Origin of the sequence: Micromonospora sp. ATCC 39149, from assembly GCF_000158815.1 — a bacterium.
Lineage (GTDB): Bacteria > Actinomycetota > Actinomycetes > Mycobacteriales > Micromonosporaceae > Micromonospora.
The window spans coordinates 4969871-4993374 of record NZ_GG657738.1 but is presented as its reverse complement, the minus strand read 5'-3'; the positions used below and the strand labels follow the sequence as shown (position 1 = coordinate 4993374).

Annotated in this window: 13 protein-coding genes and 1 pseudogene; 1 reads left to right on the top strand and 13 read right to left on the bottom strand. The window is 73.1% G+C overall.

Annotation, left to right across the window (positions count from 1 at the left end; genetic code table 11):
• Nucleotides 1-51: 51 nt before the first annotated feature.
• The 5 genes from serA to MCAG_RS21740 all read right to left on the bottom strand — a co-directional run bounded on the left by serA (nucleotide 52) and on the right by MCAG_RS21740 (nucleotide 8181).
• Entirely contained in the window at nucleotides 52-1650 is a 1599-nt protein-coding gene (serA, locus tag MCAG_RS21760; protein ID WP_007075138.1) for a phosphoglycerate dehydrogenase, read from the bottom strand.
• Between the two features lie 265 nt (nucleotides 1651-1915).
• The gene (gene ilvC, locus MCAG_RS21755; protein ID WP_007075137.1) at nucleotides 1916-2929 is read right to left on the bottom strand and encodes a ketol-acid reductoisomerase; all 1014 of its coding nucleotides are present in this window, start codon (nucleotides 2927-2929) and stop codon (nucleotides 1916-1918) included.
• Nucleotides 2930-3026: 97 nt separating this feature from the next.
• Nucleotides 3027-3542, bottom strand: a complete 516-nt coding sequence (gene ilvN, locus MCAG_RS21750; RefSeq protein ID WP_007075136.1) for an acetolactate synthase small subunit — start codon at nucleotides 3540-3542, stop codon at nucleotides 3027-3029.
• A gap of 179 nt (nucleotides 3543-3721) precedes the next feature.
• Nucleotides 3722-5602: an acetolactate synthase large subunit gene (locus MCAG_RS21745; RefSeq protein WP_007075135.1), complete on the bottom strand. Its 1881-nt coding sequence runs from the start codon at nucleotides 5600-5602 to the stop codon at nucleotides 3722-3724.
• 191 nt (nucleotides 5603-5793) lie between these two features.
• Nucleotides 5794-8181, bottom strand: coding sequence for a bifunctional diguanylate cyclase/phosphodiesterase (locus MCAG_RS21740; protein ID WP_036374663.1), 2388 nt, complete (start codon nucleotides 8179-8181; stop codon nucleotides 5794-5796).
• Nucleotides 8182-8310: 129 nt separating this feature from the next.
• Between MCAG_RS21740 and ilvD the strand changes: the two genes are divergently transcribed.
• Nucleotides 8311-10158: a dihydroxy-acid dehydratase gene (ilvD, locus tag MCAG_RS21735; protein WP_007075133.1), complete on the top strand. Its 1848-nt coding sequence runs from the start codon at nucleotides 8311-8313 to the stop codon at nucleotides 10156-10158.
• 397 nt (nucleotides 10159-10555) lie between these two features.
• Here the strand turns inward: ilvD and MCAG_RS21730 are convergent, their stop codons facing one another.
• From MCAG_RS21730 to MCAG_RS21700, 8 genes and pseudogenes are all read right to left on the bottom strand, one after another.
• Nucleotides 10556-12673 carry a DEAD/DEAH box helicase gene (locus MCAG_RS21730; RefSeq protein WP_036374657.1) on the bottom strand — a complete coding sequence of 706 codons (2118 nt, stop codon included), beginning with the start codon at nucleotides 12671-12673 and terminating at the stop codon, nucleotides 10556-10558.
• A complete protein-coding gene (gene brxD, locus MCAG_RS21725; protein ID WP_007075131.1) occupies nucleotides 12670-13971 on the bottom strand; it encodes a BREX system ATP-binding protein BrxD in 1302 nt (433 codons plus the stop codon). The genes MCAG_RS21730 and brxD overlap by 4 nt, the downstream gene beginning before the upstream one ends.
• Complete coding sequence (gene pglZ, locus MCAG_RS21720; protein WP_255348998.1) at nucleotides 13968-15746, bottom strand: BREX-2 system phosphatase PglZ; 1779 nt, start codon at nucleotides 15744-15746, stop codon at nucleotides 13968-13970. Before pglZ (MCAG_RS21720) ends, brxD begins: the two co-directional genes overlap by 4 nt.
• Nucleotides 15676-16734, bottom strand: a complete 1059-nt coding sequence (gene pglZ / locus MCAG_RS35780; RefSeq protein WP_255348997.1) for a BREX-2 system phosphatase PglZ — start codon at nucleotides 16732-16734, stop codon at nucleotides 15676-15678. Before pglZ (MCAG_RS35780) ends, pglZ (MCAG_RS21720) begins: the two co-directional genes overlap by 71 nt.
• Nucleotides 16731-20537, bottom strand: coding sequence for a hypothetical protein (locus MCAG_RS21715; protein WP_036374655.1), 3807 nt, complete (start codon nucleotides 20535-20537; stop codon nucleotides 16731-16733). The genes pglZ (MCAG_RS35780) and MCAG_RS21715 overlap by 4 nt, the downstream gene beginning before the upstream one ends.
• 220 nt (nucleotides 20538-20757) lie before the next feature.
• Entirely contained in the window at nucleotides 20758-21318 is a 561-nt protein-coding gene (locus MCAG_RS32770) for a phosphoribosyltransferase (protein WP_007075128.1), read from the bottom strand.
• Between the two features lie 172 nt (nucleotides 21319-21490).
• Nucleotides 21491-22405 carry a DNA-processing protein DprA gene (locus MCAG_RS21705; RefSeq protein ID WP_036374650.1) on the bottom strand — a complete coding sequence of 305 codons (915 nt, stop codon included), beginning with the start codon at nucleotides 22403-22405 and terminating at the stop codon, nucleotides 21491-21493.
• A 119-nt stretch (nucleotides 22406-22524) separates the two neighbouring features.
• Nucleotides 22525-23504, bottom strand: a pseudogene (locus MCAG_RS21700) (hypothetical protein); the annotation flags it as partial.

Here is a 23504-nt window from a genome sequence, read left to right as displayed (position 1 = left end):
CCCCACGCTCGTCCCTGCTGGACCGCGCCAGGCGGTCCTGGGTGGACCTGGCTACTCGTCGCGCAGGTCGGCGGCGCTGGCCGAGGTCGCGCCGATCGAGTCGGCCGCCGAGGTGAGCAGGTCGGCGCCGAGCGCCTGGTCGACCGTGAGGGTCATCAGGGTCTCGCCGCCGGCCTCACGGCGGGCCACCTGCATGGCGGCGATGTTGATGCCGGCCTCACCGAGCAGGGTGCCGACGGTGCCGACCACGCCCGGGCGGTCCACGTAGCGCAGGAAGAGCAGGATGCCCTCCGCGCCGATCTCCACGTCGAACCCGTCCACCTCGGTCAGCTTGAGCACGTCGCGAGCGCCCGCCGAGGCGACCGTGCCGGAGACGCTGACCGTGCGGCCGTCCGGCAGCGCGCCGCGCACCGTCACCAGGGTCGGGTGGTCGGTCGTCTCGGCTTGGCTGGCCAGGTTCACCTCGACGCCCCGCTCCACCGCCAGGTGCGGCGCGTTGACGTAGGTGACCTGCTCCTCGACCACCGAGCTGAACAGCCCCTTGGTGGCGGCGAGCTTGAGCACCGAGACGTCGTGGTTGACGACCGCGCCGCGCACCTCGACGGTGACGCTGGCGGCCACCCCGCCGGCCACCGCGGTGAACGCCCGGCCCAGCTTCTCGGTCAGCGGCAGCAGCGGGCGGACGTCCTCGGCGACGACGCCGCCGGCCTGGACGTTGACCGCGTCCGGCACGAACTCGCCCTGCAGGGCGAGCTTCACGCTCTTGGCGACGGCGAGGCCGGCCTTGTCCTGCGCCTCGGCGGTGGACGCGCCCAGGTGCGGGGTGGCCACCACGTTGTCGAAGGCGAACAGCGGCGAGGAGGTGCACGGCTCCTTGGCGTACACGTCGACGCCGGCGCCGCCGACGCGACCCTCGGCGATCGCGTCGGCGAGGGCCTGCTCGTCGACCAGCCCGCCCCGGGCGGCGTTGACGATACGCACGCCCGGCTTGACGATCGCCAGCTCCTTCTCGCCGATCAGGCCCACCGTCTCCGGGGTCTTCGGCAGGTGGATCGAGATGAAGTCGCTCTCCCGCAGCAGCTCCTCCAGCCCGACCAGGCGCACGCCGAGCTGGGCGGCGCGGGCCGGCTGGATGTACGGGTCGTACGCGATCAGACGGGTGCCGAAGGCGGCGATCCGCTGCGCGAAGAGCACCCCGATGCGGCCGAGGCCGACCACGCCGACGGTCTTGCCCTGCACCTCGACGCCGGTGTACTTGGACCGCTTCCACTCGCCGGCCTTGAGCGCCGCGCTGGCGCTGGCGGTGTTGCGGGCCACGGCGAGCAGCAGCGCGACGGCCTGCTCGGCGGCGGAGACGATGTTGGAGGTCGGGGCGTTGACCACCATGACGCCCCGCGCGGTGGCGGCCGGCACCTCGACGTTGTCCAGACCCACGCCGGCCCGGGCGACCACCTTCAGCCGCGGCGCGGCGGCGATCGCCTCGGCGTCGATCTGCGTGGCGCTGCGCACGATCACCGCGTCGGCCTCGGAGAGCGCGGAGAGCAGCGCCGGGCGGTCGGTGCCGTCGACGTGACGGACGTCGAAGTCGTGGGCGAGCACCTCGATGGCGGCGGGGGCGAGTTCTTCGGCGATCAGTACGACAGGATTCATCGGTCCTCGTAGAGGTCGTGTGGCGGTCGGCCGGGGCGACGGGGCGCCGCGCTGCGCCCTGCGCTGATACGTGCCATGGCCGTCAGGTGCCGGCTACGCACCTACCCGCGATCGTAGGGCGCGGGCCGGCCGCAGCGGCCCGGACGCCGGGGTGAGTGCCCTCACAAACCCGACATGTCAACGGCGTTACGGCCAGGCAAAAAGACAGCGGCGATCCGCCCGGCGCCGGGGAGAGCGCGGGCGGATCGCCGCTTGCGGGCAGTGCTCAGGCGGTCTCGGTGATCGGCCGGTCGACCCAGCTCATCATGGACCGCAGCTTCTGGCCGGTCGCCTCGATCGGGTGCGCCGCGCCCTCGGCCCGCCACTTGGCGAAGTTCGGGCGGCCGTTGTCGTCCTCGGCGATCCACTCGCGAGCGAACTCACCGGACTGCACCTCGGCCAGGATCTTGCGCATCTCCTCCTTGACCCGGGCGTCGACGACGCGCGGGCCCCGGGACAGGTCGCCGTACTCGGCGGTGTCGGAGACGCTGTAGCGCATCCGGGCGATGCCGCCCTCGTACATCAGGTCAACGATCAGCTTCAGCTCGTGCAGGCACTCGAAGTACGCGATCTCCGGGGCGTAGCCCGCCTCGGTGAGCACCTCGAAGCCGGTCTGCACCAGCGCCGCCGCGCCGCCGCAGAGGACCGCCTGCTCGCCGAAGAGGTCGGTCTCCGTCTCCTCCTTGAAGGTGGTCCTGATCGCGCCCGCGCGGGTGCCGCCGATGCCCTTGGCGTACGCCAGGGCCAGGGCGAACGCGCTGCCGCTGGCGTCCTGCTCGACGGCGACCAGACAGGGCACGCCCTTGCCGTCGACGTACTGACGGCGGACCAGGTGACCCGGGCCCTTCGGGGCGACCATCGCCACGTCCACGTCGGCCGGGGGCTTGATCAGGTCGTACCGGATGTTGAAGCCGTGGCCGAAGAAGATCGCCTTGCCCGGGGCCAGGTTCGGGGCGATCGCCTCGGCGTACAGGCCGCGCTGCGCGGTGTCCGGGGCCAGGATCATGATCACGTCGGCCTCGGCCGCCGCCTCCGCCGGGGTGAGCACCCGCAGGCCCTGCTCCTCGGCCTTGGGCCGGCTCTTCGAACCCGCCGGCAGGCCGATCACCACGTCGACGCCGGAGTCGCGCAGCGACAGCGCGTGGGCGTGGCCCTGGCTGCCATACCCGATCACCGCCACCTTCTTGGCCTGGATCAGGCCGAGGTCGGCATCGTCGTCGTAGTACACCTCAACGCTCATTGACTTCCCTTTCGTACGGCGGCCCGCGGGTGGCCCGTCGTGGCTTGTGCGGTTGTGGGTCGGGATCAGGTGGCCCCCGGGCCGACCTGCCCGGGGATCAGGCGGCCCGCAGGGCCGGGCCGGCGGTGATCGAACGCGAGCCGCGCCCGATTGCCACCGTTCCGGACTGCACCATCTCCTTGATCCCGTACGGTTCGAGGTCGCGCAGCAGCGCGTCCAGCTTGTCGGGGGTGCCCGTGGCCTCGATCGTCAGCGTGTCGGGCGCGACGTCGACCACCCGGGCCCGGAACAGGGTGACCGTCTCCAACACCTGCCCACGCGCCGCGCGGTCGGCCCGGACCTTGACCAGCAGCAACTCCCGGGCGACCGAGACCTGCGGGTCCAGCTCGACGATCTTGAGCACGTTGACCAACTTGTTGAGCTGCTTGGTGACCTGCTCCAGCGGGGACGACTCGGCGTTGACCACGATGGTGATCCGGGAGACGTCCGGGTTCTCGGTCTCGCCGACGGCGAGGCTGTCGATGTTGAAGCCGCGCCGGGAGAACAGCCCGGAGACCCGGGCCAGGACCCCCGGCTTGTTCTCCACCAGCACGGAAAGGGTGTGCATCGTCATGGCTGTGCCTTCCTCGTCATGCCCTCATGGCCCTCGCTGCGCTCGGTGCATTCGGTCATGAAGCTGCCTTCCTCGTCATGCCCTCATGGCCCTCGCTGCGCTCGGTGCATTCGGTCATGAAGCTGCCTTCCTCGTCATGCCCTCATGGCCCTCGCTGCGCTCGGTGCATTCGCTCATGACTAGATGTCGTCCTCGTCAAAAGCCGGGCGGACGCCGCGGGCGAACATGATCTCGTCGTTGCTGGTGCCGGCGGCGACCATCGGCCACACCATCGCGTCCTTGCCGACCACGAAGTCGATCACGACGGGGACGTCGTTGATCGCCATCGCGGCCTCGATGATCTTGTCGACGTCGGCGGCGTTCTCGCAGCGCAGGCCGACGCAGCCGAGCGCCTCGGCGAGCTTGACGAAGTCGGGGATGCGGTGCTTGTGGGTACCCAGCTCGGTGTTGGAGTACCGCTCGTTGTAGAACAGCGTCTGCCACTGCCGGACCATGCCGAGGTTACCGTTGTTGATCACGGCGATCTTGACCGGGATGCCCTCCAGAGCGCAGGTGGCCAACTCCTGGTTGGTCATCTGGAAGCAGCCGTCGCCGTCCACCGCCCAGACCACCGTGTCCGGCCGGCCGACCTTGGCGCCCATCGCGGCCGGCACCGCGTACCCCATGGTGCCGAGGCCGCCGGAGTTGAGCCAGGTGCCCGGCTTCTCGTACGAGATGAACTGCGACGCCCACATCTGGTGCTGGCCGACGCCGGCCACGTAGATGGCCTCCGGCCCGGCGATCTTGCCGAGCCGCTGGATCACGTACTGCGGGGAGAGGGTGCCGTCGGCCGGCTCCTCGTAGCCCAGCGGGTACCGGTCGCGCAGGTCGTCGAGCTGGGTCCACCAGTCGCCCAGGTCGGCCGGTCGCCCGGCGGCCCGCTCGGTGGTGACCGCCGCGATCAGCTCCTCGATCACGTGCTTGGCGTCGCCGACGATCGGCACGTCCGCGTGCCGGTTCTTGCCGATCTCGGCCGGGTCGATGTCGGCGTGCACGATCGTCGCGTCCGGGGCGAAGGAGTCCAGCCGGCCGGTGACCCGGTCGTCGAACCGGGCGCCGAGCGCCACGATCAAATCGGCCTTCTGCAGGCCGTAGACGGCCGCCACGGTGCCGTGCATGCCGGGCATGCCCAGGTGCTGCTGGTGCGAGTCGGGGAACGCCCCGAGCGCCATCAGCGTGGTGACCACCGGGATGCCGGTCAGCTCCGCCAGCTGGCGCAGCCCCTCGGTGGCCCCGGCCTTGAGCACGCCGCCACCGACGTAGAGCACCGGCCGGCGGGCGCTGGTCATCAGCCGGGCCGCCTCCCGGATCTGCTTGCCGTGCGGGTGCAGGGTCGGCCGGTAGCCGGGCAGGTCCAGCGTCGGCGGCCAGGAGAACGTGGTCTGGGCCTGGAGGACGTCCTTCGGGATGTCCACCAGCACCGGGCCGGGGCGGCCCGTCGAGGCCAGGTGGAACGCCTCGGCGAGCACACGCGGGATCTCCTCGGCCGTCTGGACCAGGAAGTTGTGCTTGGTGATCGGCAGGGTGATTCCCTGGATGTCGGCCTCCTGGAAGGCGTCCGTGCCGATCAACGGCCGCGCGACCTGGCCGGTGATCGCCACCATCGGCACCGAGTCCATGTACGCGTCGGCGATCGGGGTGACCAGGTTCGTCGCCCCCGGGCCGGAGGTGGCCATGCAGACGCCGACCCGGCCGGTGGCCTGGGCGTACCCGGTGGCGGCATGGCCGGCTCCCTGCTCGTGCCGGACCAGGATGTGCCGGACGGTGGAGTCGTAGAGCGGGTCGTACGCCGGCAGGATCGCCCCGCCCGGAATACCGAAGATGACGTCGACGCCGAGCGCCTCCAGGGACCGCACGAGAGAACCGGCCCCGGAGATCTGGACCGGCCCGGGCTGCCGTACCCCCGGAGCGGCCGGGACGACGGCACCGCGGCCGGCCGCGGCGGCGTCGGTCGCGGGCTCACCGCCGGCGCGGGCGCGGCGGGCGGAGTGGGCGAGTGTCTCTGGCGTGGGTCTCGTCATTGCGGTTCAGGCCTTCGGCTGGAGTGGCTGGAACTGATCAAGCGTGCGACGCGGGCGGCTGCCCGTTCCGATGCGATGGGTCCGACGGCAATAAAAACGGCCCTCGTGCAAATGCACGGGGCCAGCGCACTCTCGACGACGGAGAGTGCGCTCAGGTGAGTACTCGCGGAGACTGGTTCGACGACATGCGGTCAAGCCTGACGCATCTCACGCGATGAGTCAACTGATCCCACATTCTGGTTCACGGATGTCGGCGCGTCCTCCGCCGACGCGCCGCCGGCACCCTCCGCGAGCTGCTCGGATCCCTCCCATTCGGCGCGCTGGGCAGGCAGCCATCGGAGCCGGGCGGACGCGGGCGGAGCCGACACCGGGGACGGGCGCGCGCCGGGCGACGTGGCGGCCTCCAGCATCGCCTCCAGGTGCTCGGCCGGCACCCCCCAGCCGAAGAGCGCGCCCTGGCCGAACCGGCAGCCGGCGGCGACCACGGCGGCCAACTCGGTGGGGTTGGTCACCCCCTCGGCGATCACCTCCAGCCCGAGCTGGTGCCCCAGGCGCATCACGATGTCCACCATCGGGGCGAAGGGCGGGCCGTCGGCGCCGGCCGGGCGGACCGGCTCGTGCTCGGCGACCAGGCCGTGATCGATCTTGAGGATGTCGATCGGCAGCCGGCGGAGCTGACCCAGCGACGAGTACCCCGCGCCGAAGTCGTCGAGGGCGATCCGGACGCCGGTGCGCCGCAGCGCGGTCAGCCGCCTGATCAGCTCGTCGAGGTCGGTGGCGACGGCGTGCTCGGTGACCTCCAGCACCAACCGCTGCGGCGGCACGTGGTGGGCGCGCAACGCGTCGGCGACCTGGACGACGTACGCCGGGGCGTGCAGTTCCCGGGGCGAGACGTTCACCGACACCCAGACGTCGTGCCCGTCGGCCAGCCAGCGGGAGAGCTGGTAACACGCCTGGTGCAGCACCCACGCGCCGAGCTTGGCGATCATCCCGCACTCCTCGGCCAGCGGGATGAACTCGTCGGGGCGGACGTTGCCCAGCTCCGGATGCTGCCAGCGCAGCAGCGCCTCCGCCCCGACCGGGCGCACCGACGGCAGCGACGCGACCGGCTGGAAGACCAGCCGCAGCTCCCCCCGCTCGATCGCCCCGCGCAGCTCGTGCTCCAGCGTCGTGCGGCGGCGCAGCAGCTTGTCGTACGCGCCGTCGTAGTGCTCGATCCGGTTCTTGCCGCGCTGCTTGGCGTAGCGCAGGGCCAGGTCGGCGTGGCGCAGCAGCAGCTCGGTGTCCGGTTCCTCGGGCTGCCCGGCCACCCCGATGCTGACCGAGAGGAAGACCGGCCCGCCAGGCTGGTCGTACGGGCGACCGAGCACCCCGAGCAGCCGCTCGGCGACCCGCCCCGCATCGGCCGGACAGCCGGGCACGAGCACCGCGAACTCGTCCCCGCCGAGCCGGGCGGCCAGGTCGCCGGGGCGCAGGTTGCCGCGCAGTCGCCGGCCCACCTCCGCCAGCACCTCGTCGCCCACGTCGTGCCCGCGCATGTCGTTGACGTTCTTGAAACCGTCCAGGTCCAGCCCGAGCAGCACGCACGGGTCGCCGGAGCCGGTGGCCTGGTGCAGGGCGCGCAGCAGCCCCCGCCGGTTGGCCAGGCCGGTCAGCGGGTCGGTGTGCGCCAGCTCCCGGAAGTGCGCTTCCCGCTCGGCCAGCCGGACCGCGTACCGGCGCACGTCGTGCAGGGCCAGATATTGCCGGGCCACCAGCGCGAAGCCCTCGACGCTGCCGGCGACGATGCCCAGCGCGTCGAACCGGCCGCCCTGGAGCAGGTGATACATCGCGGAGGCGGCCATCGCACCCATCGGGACGAAGGCGTACGCGCCGTCGCGGCCGATCAGGTCGACGTCGAGCTGCCCCGGCGGGCCGGCCCCGCGCACGGCCAGCCCGGCGGCCAGCAGCCCGGCCGCGAGCAGCACGGCACCGGCCAGCACCAGGCCCGGCACGGCCTGGCAGAGCCCGCCGGCGATGCCGAGCCCACCGGAGGTCACCGCCGTGATCCCGGTGCCGAGCAGGGCCAGCCGGCGGCGGGGTCGGGCGGCACGCACGAGCACGATCAGGGTGAGCCCGGCGGTGAGCGCGACGCTGACGGTGGCCAGCAGGATCGGTGCGCAGGCCATCGGGGTGGCGGTGCCGAGCAGCCGGGTCGGCTCGGAGAAGAGCACCCAACCGACGAACCAGAGCGCGGTGGCCATGGTCACGCCGTCGAGGACCAGGCGGGCCGTCGCCGCCCGGGTGACCCCCGCGCCGGGCAGCCGCAGCAGGCCCGCGCCGAAGGCGAGCGCGCTGGCCCCGACGGCGGCGGAAACCAGAGTGGCCCAGCCGGTGCGCTGCCCCTGCCGGTGGGCCAGGTGCTCGCCGCCGGCCAGCGCGAGGGTCAGCCCGATCAGCAAACCGGCCAGCGCGAAGACCCCGGCCACGGCCATCAGCGCGACGGCCCTGCCGCACGGGCGCCCGCGTCGGGCGCCGACGACCAGCAGTGCGGTTGCACCGGCGGCGACGAGCCCGCTCAGCACCACGACGGCGATCATGCCCGGGGGGAAGTGCACGTCCTCAACTGTGCCGGATGCCCGCTGTCCGTGGGAGGCCGGGTGTGCATCTGTTGGGACACAGGCCGCGCGCTCGGCGGCGGTCCGTCCGGCGGTGCAAGACTGGTACCCATGCCTGTGCTGCGGTCGAGGACCTCCACCCACGGTCGGACGATGGCCGGCGCCCGGGCCCTGTGGCGGGCCACCGGGATGACCGACGACGACTTCGGCAAGCCGATCGTCGCCATCGCCAACAGTTTCACCCAGTTCGTCCCCGGCCACGTACACCTCAAGGACCTCGGCGGCCTCGTCGCCGACGCGGTCGCGGAGGCCGGCGGGGTCGGCCGCGAGTTCAACACCATCGCGGTCGACGACGGCATCGCCATGGGCCACGGCGGCATGCTCTACTCGCTGCCCAGCCGGGAGCTGATCGCCGACGCGGTCGAGTACATGGTCAACGCGCACTGCGCGGACGCCCTGGTCTGCATCTCCAACTGCGACAAGATCACCCCAGGCATGCTGCTGGCCGCACTGCGGCTGAACATCCCCACCGTCTTCGTCTCCGGCGGCCCGATGGAGGCCGGCAAGACGGTGGCGATCGAGGGCATCGTCCACTCCAAGATCGATCTCATCGACGCCATGGTCGCCTCGTCCAACGACGCGGTCACCGACGACCAGCTCGGCGAGATCGAGCGGTCCGCCTGCCCGACCTGCGGCTCCTGCTCCGGCATGTTCACCGCCAACTCGATGAACTGCCTCACCGAGGCGATCGGCCTGGCCCTGCCCGGCAACGGCTCGACGCTGGCCACCCACGCCGCCCGCCGGTCGCTGTTCGTCGAGGCCGGCCGCACCATCGTGGAGATCGCCAAGCGCTGGTACGACGGCGACGACGCCTCGGTGCTGCCCCGGCAGATCGCCAACCGGGCCGCGTTCGAGAACGCCGTCGCCCTCGACGTGGCCATGGGCGGGTCCACCAACACGATCCTGCACCTGCTCGCCGCCGCCCGCGAGGCCGAGCTGGACTTCTCCGTCGCCGACATCGACGCCGTCTCCCGCCGGGTGCCCTGCCTGGCCAAGGTCGCGCCGAACTCGCCGCAGTACCACATGGAGGACGTGCACCGCGCCGGCGGCATCCCCGCCATCCTCGGCGAGCTGGACCGCGCCGGGCTGCTGCACCGGGACGTGCGCTCCGTGCACTCCCCCTCGCTGGCGCAGTGGCTCGCCGACTGGGACGTGCGGGGCGGCTCGGCCACGCGCGAGGCGATCGAGCTGTTCCACGCCGCGCCGGGCGGGGTGCGCACCACCGAGCCGTTCTCCACCACCAACCGCTGGTCGTCGCTGGACACCGACGCGGCCGGCGGCTGCGTGCGCGACCGCGAGCACGCGTACAGCGCCGACGGCGGGCTGGCCATCCTGCACGGCAACCTCGCCCCGGACGGCGCCGTGGTGAAGACCGCCGGCGTGCCCGAGGAGTGCCTGACCTTCCGCGGGCCGGCGAAGGTGTACGAGTCGCAGGACGACGCCGTCACGGCGATCCTCGCCAAGGAGATCGTCGCCGGCGACGTGGTGGTGATCCGGTACGAGGGCCCCAGGGGCGGCCCCGGTATGCAGGAGATGCTCTACCCCACCTCGTTCCTCAAGGGCCGGGGGCTGGGCCGGTCCTGCGCGCTGCTCACCGACGGCCGGTTCTCCGGCGGCACCTCGGGGCTGTCCATCGGGCACGTCTCCCCGGAGGCTGCCTCCGGCGGCCTGATCGCCCTCGTCGAGCCCGGCGACGAGATCGTCATCGACATCCCGGCCCGGTCGATCTCGCTGAACGTGCCGGACGACGTGCTGGAGGCGCGGCGCATCGCGCAGGAGAAGCGCGCCAGGCCGTACACGCCGGTCGACCGGCAGCGCCCGGTGTCGGCGGCGCTGCGCGCGTACGCGTCGATGGCGACGTCGGCCAGCGACGGCGCGTACCGCCGCGTTCCCGAGTGAAAGCAGGGGCCCCTTGTTAACGCCTGGCGTATAGCAGGGGCCCCTTCTCACCACCCCGCACCGCCCCGCGCGGCGCTCCGACCCCCACCACCCCGAAACCGCCGAGGCGAAGACGGCGGCCACGGCGGCGAGGCGCACCCAGCCCCCACCGCAGCCCCCGCGCGTGCTCCGCCGCACCCGCGCGCCGGTCTTCGTGCGGCGCGTCGCCCCACGACCCGCCCGACCTTGGACATTGCCGCACGCAGGGAACGGCAACTGTCCAACATCTGTGCGACGGAGGGGCAGGCTGCGGCCCGCGAGCAGTTGGGCAAGCGGGCCCGCCGATTCGCAGTCACCGGCGGGCGACCTCACGCCGGAGGGCCGCGAATCGGCGGGACGCCTCACCAAGTGCCCACTCTCACGCCCGAGCCGCGACGAAGCGGACCGGTTCCGCCAGGACCGCCGCCGCCCCGGGAAGGTCGGCAAGGCGCGCGGCGAGGGTCGCGCGGGCCAGGCGTTCCGGCAGCGCGACGCCGAACTTCAGCCCGGCGAGGGCCCGTGTGTTGACCTCGGGCAGACAGATCCGCTGTTCCGCGTCGGCCACCAGCGAGCGCCACTGCGACCGCTCCAGGTCCGCGCGGAGCCGGATCATGTAGTCGTCGTACCGCTGCATCGGGTCGACGACCTCGCTGAGCGTCGCGGCCAGGGTCGCGTTCGCCCGCAGCCCGGCCCACGTCCACCAGGTCAGGTCGCCGTGCTCGGCCCGGAGGACGAGGCTGCCGCCCGGGTGCACCACGGCCGAGCGGTCCGCCCGCTCGGCCGCCAGCCGGTCCGTCGCCCTGCCCGTCAGCCGTACGGGTGGGTCGTCACCCAACAGGACGCCCCGCATCGCCCGGGTCAGCGGGTGGCTCCAGCCCACCCAGCCCAGGGACGTCCACCGCGCCCGGCCGCCGTCGTCGACCGGTTTGACGAAGCAACGCCGCCGACGCCAGTCGACGTACGTGACCCGCCAGCTGCGCCCGCCGAGCAGCAGCCGCCGGTCGCCTCGTACCTCCTCGGTGAGCAGGCTCGGGTCGACCCGGCCCAGCTCCTGACGGCCGTGCAGCACGGTGAACTCGGGCGGCCCGGTGAACACGGCGGTCATGTCCATGAAGTGCCGCCGACCGAACCGCCGTTCCGCCTCCGGCCCGATGAACAGCAGCCCGCCGTCGCTGTCGAGGTAGCCGTGGTCGACGAGGTGGCGGACGATCGGCTCGGCACCCGGCCCGAAGGGCCGCAGGCCGTTCCACGCCTGCGCCCAGAGGCGGTCACCGACCCGGTGTTCCTGCAGGCAGAGCGCGAGCACCTGCTGGGCGACGATGTGTCGGGGTTCGGGCGGTGGGACGACCGGCTCCACCCAGCCGCGTCCCCACAGCGACAGCAGCGCCGCCGCCCGGACCAGCTCCTGCCCCGTACGGCAGAGGAACAGGCAGTTGCGGGTGCTGCCCGGACGGCGGCCGGTGCGGCCGAGCCGCTGCAGGAACGATGCCACCGTGGCAGGCGCGTCGATCTGCACCACCCGGTCCAGGTCGCCGACGTCGATGCCCAGCTCCAGGGTGCTGGTGGAGACGATGACGCAGTCCCTGGCCTCGGCGAACGCCTGCTCGGAGCGGCGTCGCTCGTCGGCGGAGAGCGAGGCGTGCGACAGGAACGTGGTCACCCCCCGTTCCCGCAGCAGTTGGCCGAGTTCCTCGACGGTCTGTCGGGACTCGCAGAAGACCAGCCGCTTCTCCCCCGCGTGCAGGGCGGCGATCACCTTCGCGGCGTTGAACAGCGACCCGACGTAGTCGAGTTCCACGTCACCGGGCGGCGGACCGGTAGCGGCGGCAGCGGCGGGCACGTCGGGGGCGACGACCCGCCCGGGGCGGCTGCCCGTCGCCGATCCCCGCAGCCAGGTCAGCAGGTCCGCCGGGTTGCCGACGGTCGCGGAGAGCCCCACCCGTTGCAGCGGCCGTCCGGCCACCCGGGTCAACCGCTCCAGCACCGCGAGCAGGTGCCAGCCGCGGTCGTCCCCGGCGAAGGCGTGGACCTCGTCGACCACCACCGCCCGCAGCCCGCCGAAGAAGCCCCGATGGTCCACGTTGACGCTGACCAGCATCGCCTCGAGGGACTCGGGCGTGGTGAGCAGGATGTCGGGGCGCTGCCAGAGCACGGCCCGCCGGGCGCCGGCGTGGACGTCGCCGTGCCACAGGGCGGCCGTACGCCCCAGCCACCCGGCGTACCGCTCGATGCGGGGGTGCAGGTTGTTGAGCAGGGCCCGCAGCGGGCACAGGTAGAGCACCGAGGTGCCGGTCCAGCCCTCCCGCGCCATCCGCGACAGCAGGGGGAACACGGCCGCCTCGGTCTTCCCGCCCGCCGTCGGGGCGAGCAGCAGCGCGTCGGTGCCGTCGAGCAGCGGCCCGATCGCGTCCCGCTGCAGGGCGCGCAGCTGCGGCCACCCGAGGCTGTTGACGACGTGGTGCAGCAGCACCGGGTCGAGCGCCGCCTCGGCGTTCACAGGGTCAGGTCGACGTCGTCGGCCGAGGCGGCGTTCCGCTCGACCTCCGTCAGCTCGTCGGAGCGCAGCGTCAGCGCGTAGTGCTCCCGGGGGTTCCAGTCGGCGAACTGGTCCACCCGGTCGAACACGTCGGCGACGAGCTTCTTGAGGTACACCCGGGGGGCGACCCCGACCTGACCGCCGAGCCGCCCGGCGACGGCGCTCGCCAGCTCGCCGAGATACTCGTCGTCGGCCACGGCGGTGACCCGGTCGCTGCCGTAGATCTCGCGGACCCGTATCCCGAGCTGAACCAGGGCGGTCTGGGTGAAGCCGGGCAGGCGGAGCTGGGTGGCGCGCGGGTTGTCCCAGCGCGGCTCCGGCCCGAAGTCGGTGGCGAGGCGCTGCGCCAGCGGCGCGAGCCGTTGCACGCCCTGCTGGCCGTCGAAGAACGCCGGGGTGCCGGTGATCAGCAGGAACAGGCCGGGGAAGCGCCCGGCGTAGATGTCGTCGACGAGCTGCCGCAGCGCGTTGAGGGCCTTGTCGCGGGCATCCGACCGTACCCGTTGCAGGGTCTCGACCTCGTCGAGGACCAGGAGCAGGCCGGGGTGGCCGCTGTCCCGCAGCACCGTCAGCAGGCCCTGCAGGAAGCTGAGCGCCCCGAAGTGGTCGAGGTCGCCCTTGACCCCGGAGGCCCGCCTCGCCGACGCCGCGACGTGCGGCTGGCCGCCCAGCCAGGCGGCCAGTCCTCCGGCGGTCACGTGGTCGCCCAAGGCGATGGCGGCCCGGTAGCCCCGCAGCGCCGCCGCGAACCCGGGGGTGCTGCGGGAGATGTCCGCGAGCCGGCGTTCGAGCAGTTCGCCGACCGCCCGGTCGAGACCGTCCGCGTCGGCCTCGGCGACCGTGCCGGCGGCCAGCACGTCCTCCTCAAGGGCGTAGATCCAACCGTCGAGTACGGGTCGCAGCGCGCTCGGCGCGAACTGCTCGGTGGTCAGTTGCTCGACCAGCCGGCGGTAGACCGTCTCCATCCGGTGCAGCGGCGTCTCCAGCTCGGAGACCTGCACCTCCGCCACCGCGAAGCCACGGCGTTTCGCCCGCTCGCCGAGCCATCGGGTGAAGAAGGTCTTGCCCGCGCCGTACTCACCCCGCACGGCCTTGAACACGCTGCCGCCGCCGGCGACACGGTCCAGGTCCTCGTCGAGGGCCGCAGCGAAGCGGTCGAGTCCGACGGCGAGGGCGTCCAGGCCGTTGGCGGGCACGGCTCCCCGGCGGAGGGCGTCGACGATGTCCTTGCGCCGCCGGGCGCTCACCTCGACCGTCACGGGACCTCCAGCCCGAACTGCTCGACCATGAGGGCGATGTCGAGCTTGGCCGTCCGCCCGTCCGGGTCGAGGCTGAGCACGGGGTACCCCTCGACCTGCAGCAGGCGGCGCAGGACGGTGAACGTGCCGGTGACCCGGTGCACGGGTATCCCGGCTCTGGTCGCCAGGGTCTCCAGGGTCGCCCGTCCGTTGCCGGCGACGAGGGTGGCGACCATGGCGGCCACCCGCTCGTCGGGCAGGGGCGCCCTGGTGCCCCTGCGGTCGGCGTAGACCGGGCTGGCCAGCAGCGCCTTCACGATGGTCGCCGCCGAGTCGGCCGGAGGTGGGGACGACGGGGCTGGTGGGACGGTCGGAGCGGACGACGGCGGCGCGGTCGCGGCGGGGGCGGGCAGGTCGAACAGGCCCTCGTCCTGGGCTGGCGGCCGGGCGGCACGGCGGGCGGGGCGCCGGCTCTCCGTCGGCGCGGGCTCGTGGGAAACCGCCTCCTCCGCCGCTTGGCGCAGCGGCTCCCGCCACCACTCCGGGCTGGACACCGGCGCTCCCGCCCACCCCGGTACGGCGTTCTCGTCGTGGGCGGCGAAGAGCAGCAGCGGGATCACCGCTTCGGCAGGGGCTGCCCCGCCGTGGTATCCGGCCTTGCGCGGCCCGTACCGCAGCTCCTCCCGCCAGGGCAGGATCACCTCGCCGCCGCCGAGCGCCACCCGGCTGCCCTTGAAGAGCAGCTCGCCGTCACCGGGCTCGCCGGTTGTCAGCCGCCACCGGTTCTCGCTGGAGTCGGCGGGCCGCAGGACCGCCTCGGTGCCCCGGTCGACGACGTGCCCGTGGTCCGAGACCAACACCACGACCCGGTCCTGGGCGAGCACGAGCAGGTTCCGCAGCCCGTTGACGGTGTCGGTGCTCCACTCGGTGATGCCGGGATCGCTGCGGTCCAGGGCGTCGTCGATGGTGTTGATGACGGCGGCGACCAGCGGGACGGCCGGGTCACCGAGGGCGGCGGCCACCTCGGGGTCGACGGCCAGCCCGGCCGGGGTGCGCAGGTCGGACTTGTGCAACAGCACGCCGCCCGGGAACTGCTCGCGGAAGGCCCGCAGTTCGGTGCCACGGTCGCCCACGGCGATCCGCCCGCTGAACAGGCTGCACCGGTTGACCTGCGTGACCGTCGGCAGCGCGGCGAGGACGCCGACGCGGGGGCCGCCGCCGGGCGTCAGCTCCTCCCAGGCGCCGCCACGGCCCAGGGACTCGGCGATCTCGACGGCCGCCGCGGTTCCCATGCCGTCGAGGACGAGCATCAGGACCCGTCGTCCGTTGTCCACGATGGGACGGACGACGCGGTCCAGCACGTCCTCCACGCGCAGCAGGGTGCCCGGGTCCCGCTCGGCAACGGTCGTGTCCTGCAGCAGCTCGGCGAACTGGTGGTCGTGGCGGGCACGACGAGCTTCCACGGCCGCGTGCAGCAGCCGGTAGGCCCGCGCGACCTGCGGGTCGACGTCCCCGACGAAGATGTCAAGGCGGGCCCGGTCGACCCAGCCGTCGTCGCGGACCTGCCGCTGCACGGCGTCGAGCATCGTGGCGGGGGCGGACCCCTCGGGCGTGGCCAGCCACCGCAGCAGGCGGACGGCCATCCGCGCGGTCTCCACCCGGGAGCGCTCGGCCGACCGGTGGGTTTCGACCTCGGCGAGCCGGTCCTGCGCCCGCTCGATCAGCTCACCGGCGGGCGCGACGGGAGCCCCGGCCGCCGGCACGGCGAGCCGCACGGCCTCGCCGAATGCACGCATCCGCTGCGTGAAGCCGGGCCGGCAACAGGTCGGACGCGGCGAGCCGTCCGGCGACGTCGATCTCGGCCGCGATGTCCTCCGCCCGGCGCAGCATCCGGCGCGCGTCGTGGCGTACCGCATGGTCGCCGTCGAGGGCCCGGTAGATCCACGCCTCGGTCGCCTCCCCGAACGCGCTGGCCTGTTCCTCCGTGAGGCGGGCACCGCCGAAGCGCGGCTCGAGCCGGGTGCGGGCGACCACCAGATCCATGTCGGGCCGCGACTCGGCGGCCCGGGGCCAGAGTACCCCGGCGAGCAGCCCGAGTGGGATGGCGTCGACGCCGTGCCCGGCTCCGACGGCGGCGAGGACCGGCACGGCGACCGGGCCGGCGACCTCGCGGAGGAACGTGGCGATCCCGTCGGACCATTCGGTGGGCAGGTCGCCGAAGCGGAGCTGGTTGGGTGCGTCGGTGCTCCACTGGAGGAGGCCGGCTCCGTCCAGTGCGTCGGGGTCGAGGCCGAGTACCGCCCCGGCGAGGTGCCGCAGCGCGTGGTCCCGGGTGAGGATGAGGCCGGCGGGCGGCGGCCAGCCCTGGGCCGGCGCAAGGTCGGTGAGGGCGTCGGCGACCCATCGGCCGGTGCGCACGAGGGTGGAGTCGAGCCGCACCTGGCCGCCGAACACCTGGGTGACCAGGTCCCACGGGTCGACGCTGCGGCCCTTCTGCATGCTGACGTGGGTCAGCAGGCCGTCGCCTAGCTCCATGTCGGTGAGGTCGGTCAGGAGGACCAGCTTCTCGTGCGCGGCCCGGTCGGCGAGCGCGGCCCGCGCGGCGAGCGGCGTCCGGCAGGGTACGACCCGCACGGGCGTGTCCCCCACGGTGAGGACCGGCTCGTCGGTCCACTCGGGGCGGGCGTGCAGCACGATCGCGTCGCTGCCGTCGCGCTCGGCGAGCCACGACTCGACCTTGCGCCGCACGGCGGCGGGGCGGACGGCCGCCCGGGCGACGCTCACGACGGCTGCTCCGACTCCTCGACCTGCCAGGCGACGGTGATCCGCCGACCGGCGGTGACCTCGGCGCGCAGCTCGCCGACGAGCCGGTCCAGTTCCCGCTCCTCGGCGACCGTGACCCGGCGGGCGGCGGGCGGCGGGAGGAGCGGGTCTGCCGGCTTGCGCTGCACCGGAATGACGGCTAACGGGTTCGGATCGCCGGACGACGGGACACCACCGGTCGGCGGAACGAACGGCGGCGTGACGATGGCCGAATCGCGGTCGACGACCGGCGGGTCCGGAAGGACAGGCGGGTTCGGGGGGACCGGCGGGTTGTGCTCGGCCAGCAGGGCGGCTGCGGCGGCGACCGCCTCCTGCAGCGCCTTGACCATGTCGGAGCCGTGGTGCTCGTCCCGGGCGGCGGCCCTGAGCCGGTCGAGCAGCGCGCGGGCGCGGGGGTCGCTCCCGGCCCGCTGCTCCACCGCGTTGATCAGCGGCCACTGCGTGCCGGCCAGCGCCGAGGTGAGCCGCTGTGCCTGCTTGAAGACGCCGCTCGCCGCCTGGCCGTCCAGGCCGGCGAGGCGGTCCTCCCCCTCGGCGACCACCTCGACGAGCACCACGTCGTCCCGCTCGCCGGCGATCTGGGTGAGCAGCTCGGCGACCCGCCGGGCGGTGGCGAGCCGGCCGGTGGGCGCGTTCAGGTCCAGGCCGAGGGGCACCGCGTGCGCCTCCAGGCTGGCCACGAGGGTCCGGGTGGAGTCGGCGTACGTCCTGGCGACCTCGCGCATGTCCTTGGCCATGTCGGCGAGGTTGGCAGGGGTGCGGAACCGGGGCAGGACGACGCCGAAGAAGGGCTGCCCGAACTCCAGGGCCGCCTTCCACGCGTCCTCGCCCGGCATCGGCGGGTGGCGCAGCTCGAGGCGGTCCTCCACGCCGTTGACCGCGCCGACACTGGTCTTGACGCCGTTGTCGTACCAGCTCAACTGCTGTTCGAGCGCGAAGACGGCGATGATGAGATTCTGCAGGTCGCGGTCGAAGCCGCGCCGCTTCGGCACGTCCAGCCAGTCGCGCAGCCGGTGCACGGGGAAGTGGTCGCGGTAGTCCTCCTTTGCCGCCTCCTGCAGCAGGTGCCGGCTCCAGTGGCAGGTGGTGATCGCGAGCACATACCGGTGGTCGACCATCTCGCCGAGCTGCAGCGGGTTGCAGATGCGGCGGAGCACCCGCTGGTCGGCCTGCGAGTCGACGGAGACGCCGCGGGTGGGATCGGCGGCGGCCCGCTTGGCGTACTCCAGGACCTTGGCCAGGTCGCCGCGGGTGAGCGGCTTCTCGTCCACCGGCAGTGCCGGGGTGCCCGGGTACGACCATTCCAGCAGCTCGGCGGTGAGGTTGCGGAACGCGTCGGCGAGCGTGCCGCCCCGGGGATCCCCGATGCGCAGCCCCTCGGCCAGGGTGTGCAGCACCCCGACGGTGTCGTCGTGTACGTCGGAGGGCTGCGGGCTGGCCGCCCCGTACGCCTGCTTGAGCGCGGTGATCAACCCGTCGCGGAGCTGGCTCTGCCGCTGCAGCAGGTAGACCCGGCCCTGCTGCCGGTCGGCCTTGGGCCAGTCGGCGGCGAGGGTGTTGAGCCGCTCCCCCGCGCCGCCGACGCCGAGCAGATAGTTGATCTTCGCAAGCTGGGCGACCCGGCTCATCATGTCGTCGGTCAGATAGAGCGGCAGCCAGAACACGGTGTTGGAACCCCGGGGCAGTTCCTCGATGCGGGCCCGGTCGGCGCTGCGCGGGTAGTCCTGCGGGTCGAACGGGTAGTCGATGACGATCCGCCACGACTCGCCGGGGGCGAGCAGCGCGGCGATCGGCATCGCGTCGGTGTCGCGGACGTTGCCGAACTTCACCTGGACGATGTGCCGCCGCCCCCGCCACTCGCGCGGCTGCTGCAGCTCGCCGTGGCTGCCCTCGCTGCCGGCCAGGCCCATCTCGGCGCTGATCAGCTCGCGCAGCAGTTGCTGCCGCACGCCGGCCGAGGTCTCGTTGTGCGGGACCAGGTCGAGCAGCTTGTCGAAGTCGACGGTGTAGAGCTTGAGCGACACGACGGGGTCATGGTCGTCGGTCAGGTGCAGCTCGCCGGCGTCCTGTCTGATCCGCTTCAACCGGTTGAGCACCATCGTGTTCTCGTAGCCGGGGATCGGCGAGGAGATGGAGCCGAAGTTCAGCGCGTGCAGCTTCGCGGCGGTGAGGTTGTGCAGGGCCGGCACGTCGGGCACCAGGGCGCCCAGCAGGATCGTCTTGACCAGCTTGTCGTCGAGCTGGAACTGGGTGTGCGAGGCGGCCTTCTCCTCGTCGATGCCGTTGACGGTGAGCAGGATGGGGCGCAGCTTGCGCAGGTAGAGCGTGCGGGCGGCCTCGAACTGCTGGCGCAGCTTGGGCCGGTCGGGCAGCTCGCCGTGCAGCACCAGCGGGTCGAACAGGGCGGCGACGCCGATGAGGTCGTTGACCCGCAGGGTCTCCCGCCGCTCGACCAGCAGTTCTGTCATCACCTTCAGCGCCGTCCGCTCGCGCTGCAGCGCCTGGGAGAGCGCGACGAGGGTCGCCACCAGGGCCGGCGAGAACGGATAGAGCTGGCGGAAGGCGGTGGCGTCGGAGCCGATACCCGCGTCGCCGTACTGCGCGCCGAGCAGCAGCGTTTCCCACACCTCGCCGTTGTGCCGCACTGCGGCGAAGGCGTTGTCGATCACCGCGCGGGCCGTGTCGTCGTTCGGCTTGAGCAGCCGCTTCTCGGTGATCTCGGGCAGGTTCGTGTCGGCCAGGACGATCTCCCCGAACCGCCCCTGGAGGCTGCGCATCACGTGCGCCAGCGCCTCCCGCTCGGTGCCGCCGACCTGCGGGCCGAGGAAGTCCTCCAGGTTGCGCTGGCGGGCCACGAAGGAGACCAGCGGCAGCGGCCGGGCGGCGTCGGCGGACTCCACCAGCTTGTTGAGCTTGGCACCCTCGGTGTTGACGAAGGTGTAGTCGGCGATCCGGCCGGAGAGCCAGAGGATCAGCTCGTCGAGGAAGAGCACGATCGCGTCGTACCCGAGGGCCTTCGCGTGCCGGGTGATCACCGCGAGGCCGGTGTCCAGGTCGAGGTATTCGGCGCTGTGCACCGCGCCGCTGAAGAACGCCTGGGTGAGCGCGCTGACCAGGGCGTCGCGCTCCTTGGTGCCGGGCGGCTGCGCGGCGGCCTCGGCGTACCGCTGCGGGTTGAAGCCCTCTTTGCTGGCGCGCATCGCGGCCAGGCCGACGGCCGCGCCGGGCGCGGTGGCACCGCCGCCCAGGGCCGCGAAGAACTTGTCGTCACCGAGCGTCCGGCGCAGGCCGGCGGCGTTCTCCAGCAGCGCGTCCGACCGGTGCACGGCGGGAACGGGCGCGTCCGGGTGGGCGACGGCGACGTGGCGCAGGTAGCCCTCCAGGATCGCCTGCTCCACCGAACGGGCGTCGAGCATGTGCAGGGTCAGCGTGAGGAACTTCCGGCCGGGCAGCCAGGGGTCGGCGGCGACGACCGGGCCCGTCAGGTTCCGCACCTTCCGGGCCTCCGGGTTGTGCGCGAGGACCTCCCGCAGCACGGCCATGAAGTGCGACTTGCCGGAGCCGAACGAGCCGTGCAGGAACGCCGCCTGGGAACGGCCGGTGGTGACCGCGTGCCCGATCCGGCGCAGCGCGTCGACGAAGTTGTCCCGAAGCTGGTCGGTGACCACGTACCGGCTCAGATCCGCGCCCTCGGCGGCCTTCACCACGAAGTCGCCCTCACCGACGGACGTCGGGATGTCGATCAGGTCGCGCAGCAGCGTCACCGGTGTGCCTCCAAAGCCTCCCCAGGGTGCCCGACACGCTACCCATTGATGCGTTTGCTCGGGTACCGCCCCGGATGGCCAGATTGTGGTCCGGTCGACGTAGCCACAGTGGACCGATGGCGCGCAGTTGCGCCATTCGTCGGAGAAGCCGCAGATCAGCTGCGTTGCCGGCGCAGCAACAGGGAACGCGAGGAGGAGTCGGATACCGGACAGGTGGCGGTCATCGCTCGACGGCACACACCGACAGATCGAACAGCGGCTCCTCGATCGCCCTGAGCAGGAATCGGGACGCCGCGTGTTCCGGATTGACGTGCCGACCGAGCACCACGACACCCACCGACGAGGCACCGGCGACCCTCAGCGCATGCGCGAGGGACTGGGCCCGGGAACCAGTCGTCCAGGTGTCGTCGAGGATCAGCGGGCGAACGGGACCTGCGGGGTGAGGAAGCCGGACCGTGAACCAGTCGCGCTGAAACCGCCGGACGTCGTGCCCATAGCGGGGGTTCGGCACGGCGGCGAGCCAGGGCAGCGCCAGCCGGTCGCCGACCATCCTCTGGAGGGGGTGCGGACCGGGCTTCCCCCGGGTGCTGGGCACGGCGACGACGTGGGTCGGCGCACCGTCCATGCCTCTGGCGACGCAGCCGAGATGGTCCCTCAGGAACAGGAGCAGCAGCGCCAGCAGGTTCCACCTCGCCTGCGCGGATGCCGGGTCGGACTTGTACGAGCGCAGGTGGTGATGGTGCTGGCCGTTACGCGGGGAGTACGAGATCGGCACCACCACGTCGGCGAGCAGCCCGCCGGACTCCGTCTGCTGCTCCTGACAGGGGTAGCAGTACGCGTATCCGGCGCTACGAACCCCTCGGCAGGTCGGGCAGATCGGCTCTCCGGCGGCCAGCGGATTGTGGAGGAAGTTCCGCTGGGTCTCGACGTACGCCCGGATCCTGGCCCAGGGGTCAGAGGTTGGCGAACTCAGGAAAGCCCTCCAGCTCGGGGGCGGTCGGCACCCGGTCGAGGATGGCGTCCACCGCCTCCATCAACTCCACCGTGCCGCGCGCCACGTGGACCCCGGGCCGGTCGGCGAACGAGCGCGCCCACTCGTGCCGCATGACCTGGCCGGTGAGCACCACAGGACGGCCGTGCTGGAGCGCCAGCCGCGCCTGGATGCGGGCTCCGCTGCGTTCGCCGGCCTCGACGACGACTGTCGCGGCGGCATAGCCGCTCATCACGGCGTTGCGCATCGGGAAGCTCTGCTTCGTCGGGGCGGCGTCCGGCCAGAACTGGCTGATCACCAGGCCCACCTCGGCGATGTGCTCCTGCAGCGCCTGGTTGGCTGCGGGATAGTGGCGGCGGATGCCCGTGCCGATGACCGCGACCGTGCGCCCACCGGCGGCGAGCGCCGCCTCGTGGGCCGCAGTGTCGATGCCCTTCGCCAGGCCACTGACCACGGTGACGCCCCGGCTGGCCAGCGAGGTCGCCACCGACCCGGCGACCTCCAGGCCACGGTCGCTCGCCTCTCGGCTGCCGACCACGGCGATGGCACGCGGATCGGGACGCAGGGATCCCCGGGCGAACAGCAGCGGCGGCATCTCCCGGATGTCGCGGAGCTGGGCGGGATAGTCCTCGTCGAAGAAGGCACGGACGGCGACGCCCTCGGCCTGCCAGGCCAGCAGGTCTCCGGCCGCCGCCTCGATGAGCGAGTCGACCGATCGGGTGTCGGGGAATAAGGTGTCGGCCCTGCCGACCAGCCGCGTGAGCACGCCGAGCGCGGTGCCGGCCTCCTGGACCTCGTGGGTGGTGTCCGACCAGCTCAGATCGGGCTGCCGCAGCAGCGCGACCAGCGCTGCCCGCTCCACCGTCGCCCGATCCATGGGCCTGATCCTAGAGGCCCTCGCGGGGCCGGTCGCCTGCTGGCCACGCGGCGGCGCGGCGGCAACCTGGTCGGCTCCGGATCTTTCCCACACGTGTCGAACATATGTTCCCCAGCACGTCACGTCAACCGACGATCGGGCAGGTCATCGCCCTCGGCCAGCAGCACCGGCCCCTCGTCGGCGTGTCGGTGGATGGTGCAGCCGCCTCGGGTGAACCGGACGGTGAGCGGCTGGTCGGGGTGCCCGGCGGCGAGGCGCAGCAGGGCCGGCACCGGGTCGGCGGGCAGCGGCCGGGGGCCGGACCGGGGCACGGGGACCGGCGCGTCCGGGTCGGCGGGGACGGTCTCGGGGAGGGTGGCGTCGAGGCCCTCGAGGCAGTGCGCCACGGCCGCCTCCGGGCTGGGCCGGCACGGCAGGTCGTCGGGGTGCACTGGGGCGGCCGGCGGGCGCAGCTCGACCGACCAGAGCACGCCGTGCGCCCGCAGCAGTCCAGCCGGGTGATTCCGCAGATCAACCAGATTGACCACCAGCGCCAGGTCCAGGCCGAGGGCGAGCCGGAGCAGCTCGGCCAGCGGCGGCGCGTCGGGGCGTACGGCGGTGACCAGCAGGCGCGCGGCGGGCAGCGCCGGGCCGACGGCGGCCACCTGCTCGGCCACCGGGTCCGCGCCCGCCCAGGGCAGGGTGACGTAACCTTCGCGCACGTCCGGCGAGATGTCGTGGCCGCCGTCGGCCTCGGCGAGGTCCTCGGGGCGTACGCCGAACACGGCCGCCCAGGCGGCTAGCCGGTAGCGTTCGGGGAGCCGGACGACGAGCCGGCCGCCCGCCCCGCCGCCCGCTGCGGTCACCGCCTCGGGCGTGCCGGCCCACCAGGCCAGGTGCACCACCCGGTGCCGCAGGTCGGTCAGGGTGAGCAACGCCGCGTCGTACACGCGACCCGTGCCGCCGCAGGTGGTGCAGACGCGCCGGGTCGGGCGGCAGTCAGGGCAGCGGCATTCGGGCACCGGCGCACCGAGCCACGGCGGGTCCGGCGGCTCGGCCGCGCGGCGCAGCGGCGTCCGGGTGCGGCGGACGACCTGGCCGGTGGACTGCTCGACCAGGG

What these genes read in the sequence shown, in the direction of transcription:
- MCAG_RS21745 (WP_007075135.1), bottom strand. Translation starts at nt 5,602, where the DNA reads ATGACGAGACCCACGCCAGAGACACTCGCCCACTCCGCCCGCCGCGCC.
- pglZ (WP_255348998.1), bottom strand. Translation starts at nt 15,746, where the DNA reads ATGCGTGCATTCGGCGAGGCCGTGCGGCTCGCCGTGCCGGCGGCCGGG.
- serA (WP_007075138.1), bottom strand. Translation starts at nt 1,650, where the DNA reads ATGAATCCTGTCGTACTGATCGCCGAAGAACTCGCCCCCGCCGCCATC.
- ilvN (WP_007075136.1), bottom strand. Translation starts at nt 3,542, where the DNA reads ATGACGATGCACACCCTTTCCGTGCTGGTGGAGAACAAGCCGGGGGTC.
- MCAG_RS21740 (WP_036374663.1), bottom strand. Translation starts at nt 8,181, where the DNA reads ATGATCGCCGTCGTGGTGCTGAGCGGGCTCGTCGCCGCCGGTGCAACC.
- ilvC (WP_007075137.1), bottom strand. Translation starts at nt 2,929, where the DNA reads ATGAGCGTTGAGGTGTACTACGACGACGATGCCGACCTCGGCCTGATC.
- ilvD (WP_007075133.1), top strand. Translation starts at nt 8,311, where the DNA reads ATGCCTGTGCTGCGGTCGAGGACCTCCACCCACGGTCGGACGATGGCC.
- MCAG_RS21705 (WP_036374650.1), bottom strand. Translation starts at nt 22,405, where the DNA reads ATGGATCGGGCGACGGTGGAGCGGGCAGCGCTGGTCGCGCTGCTGCGG.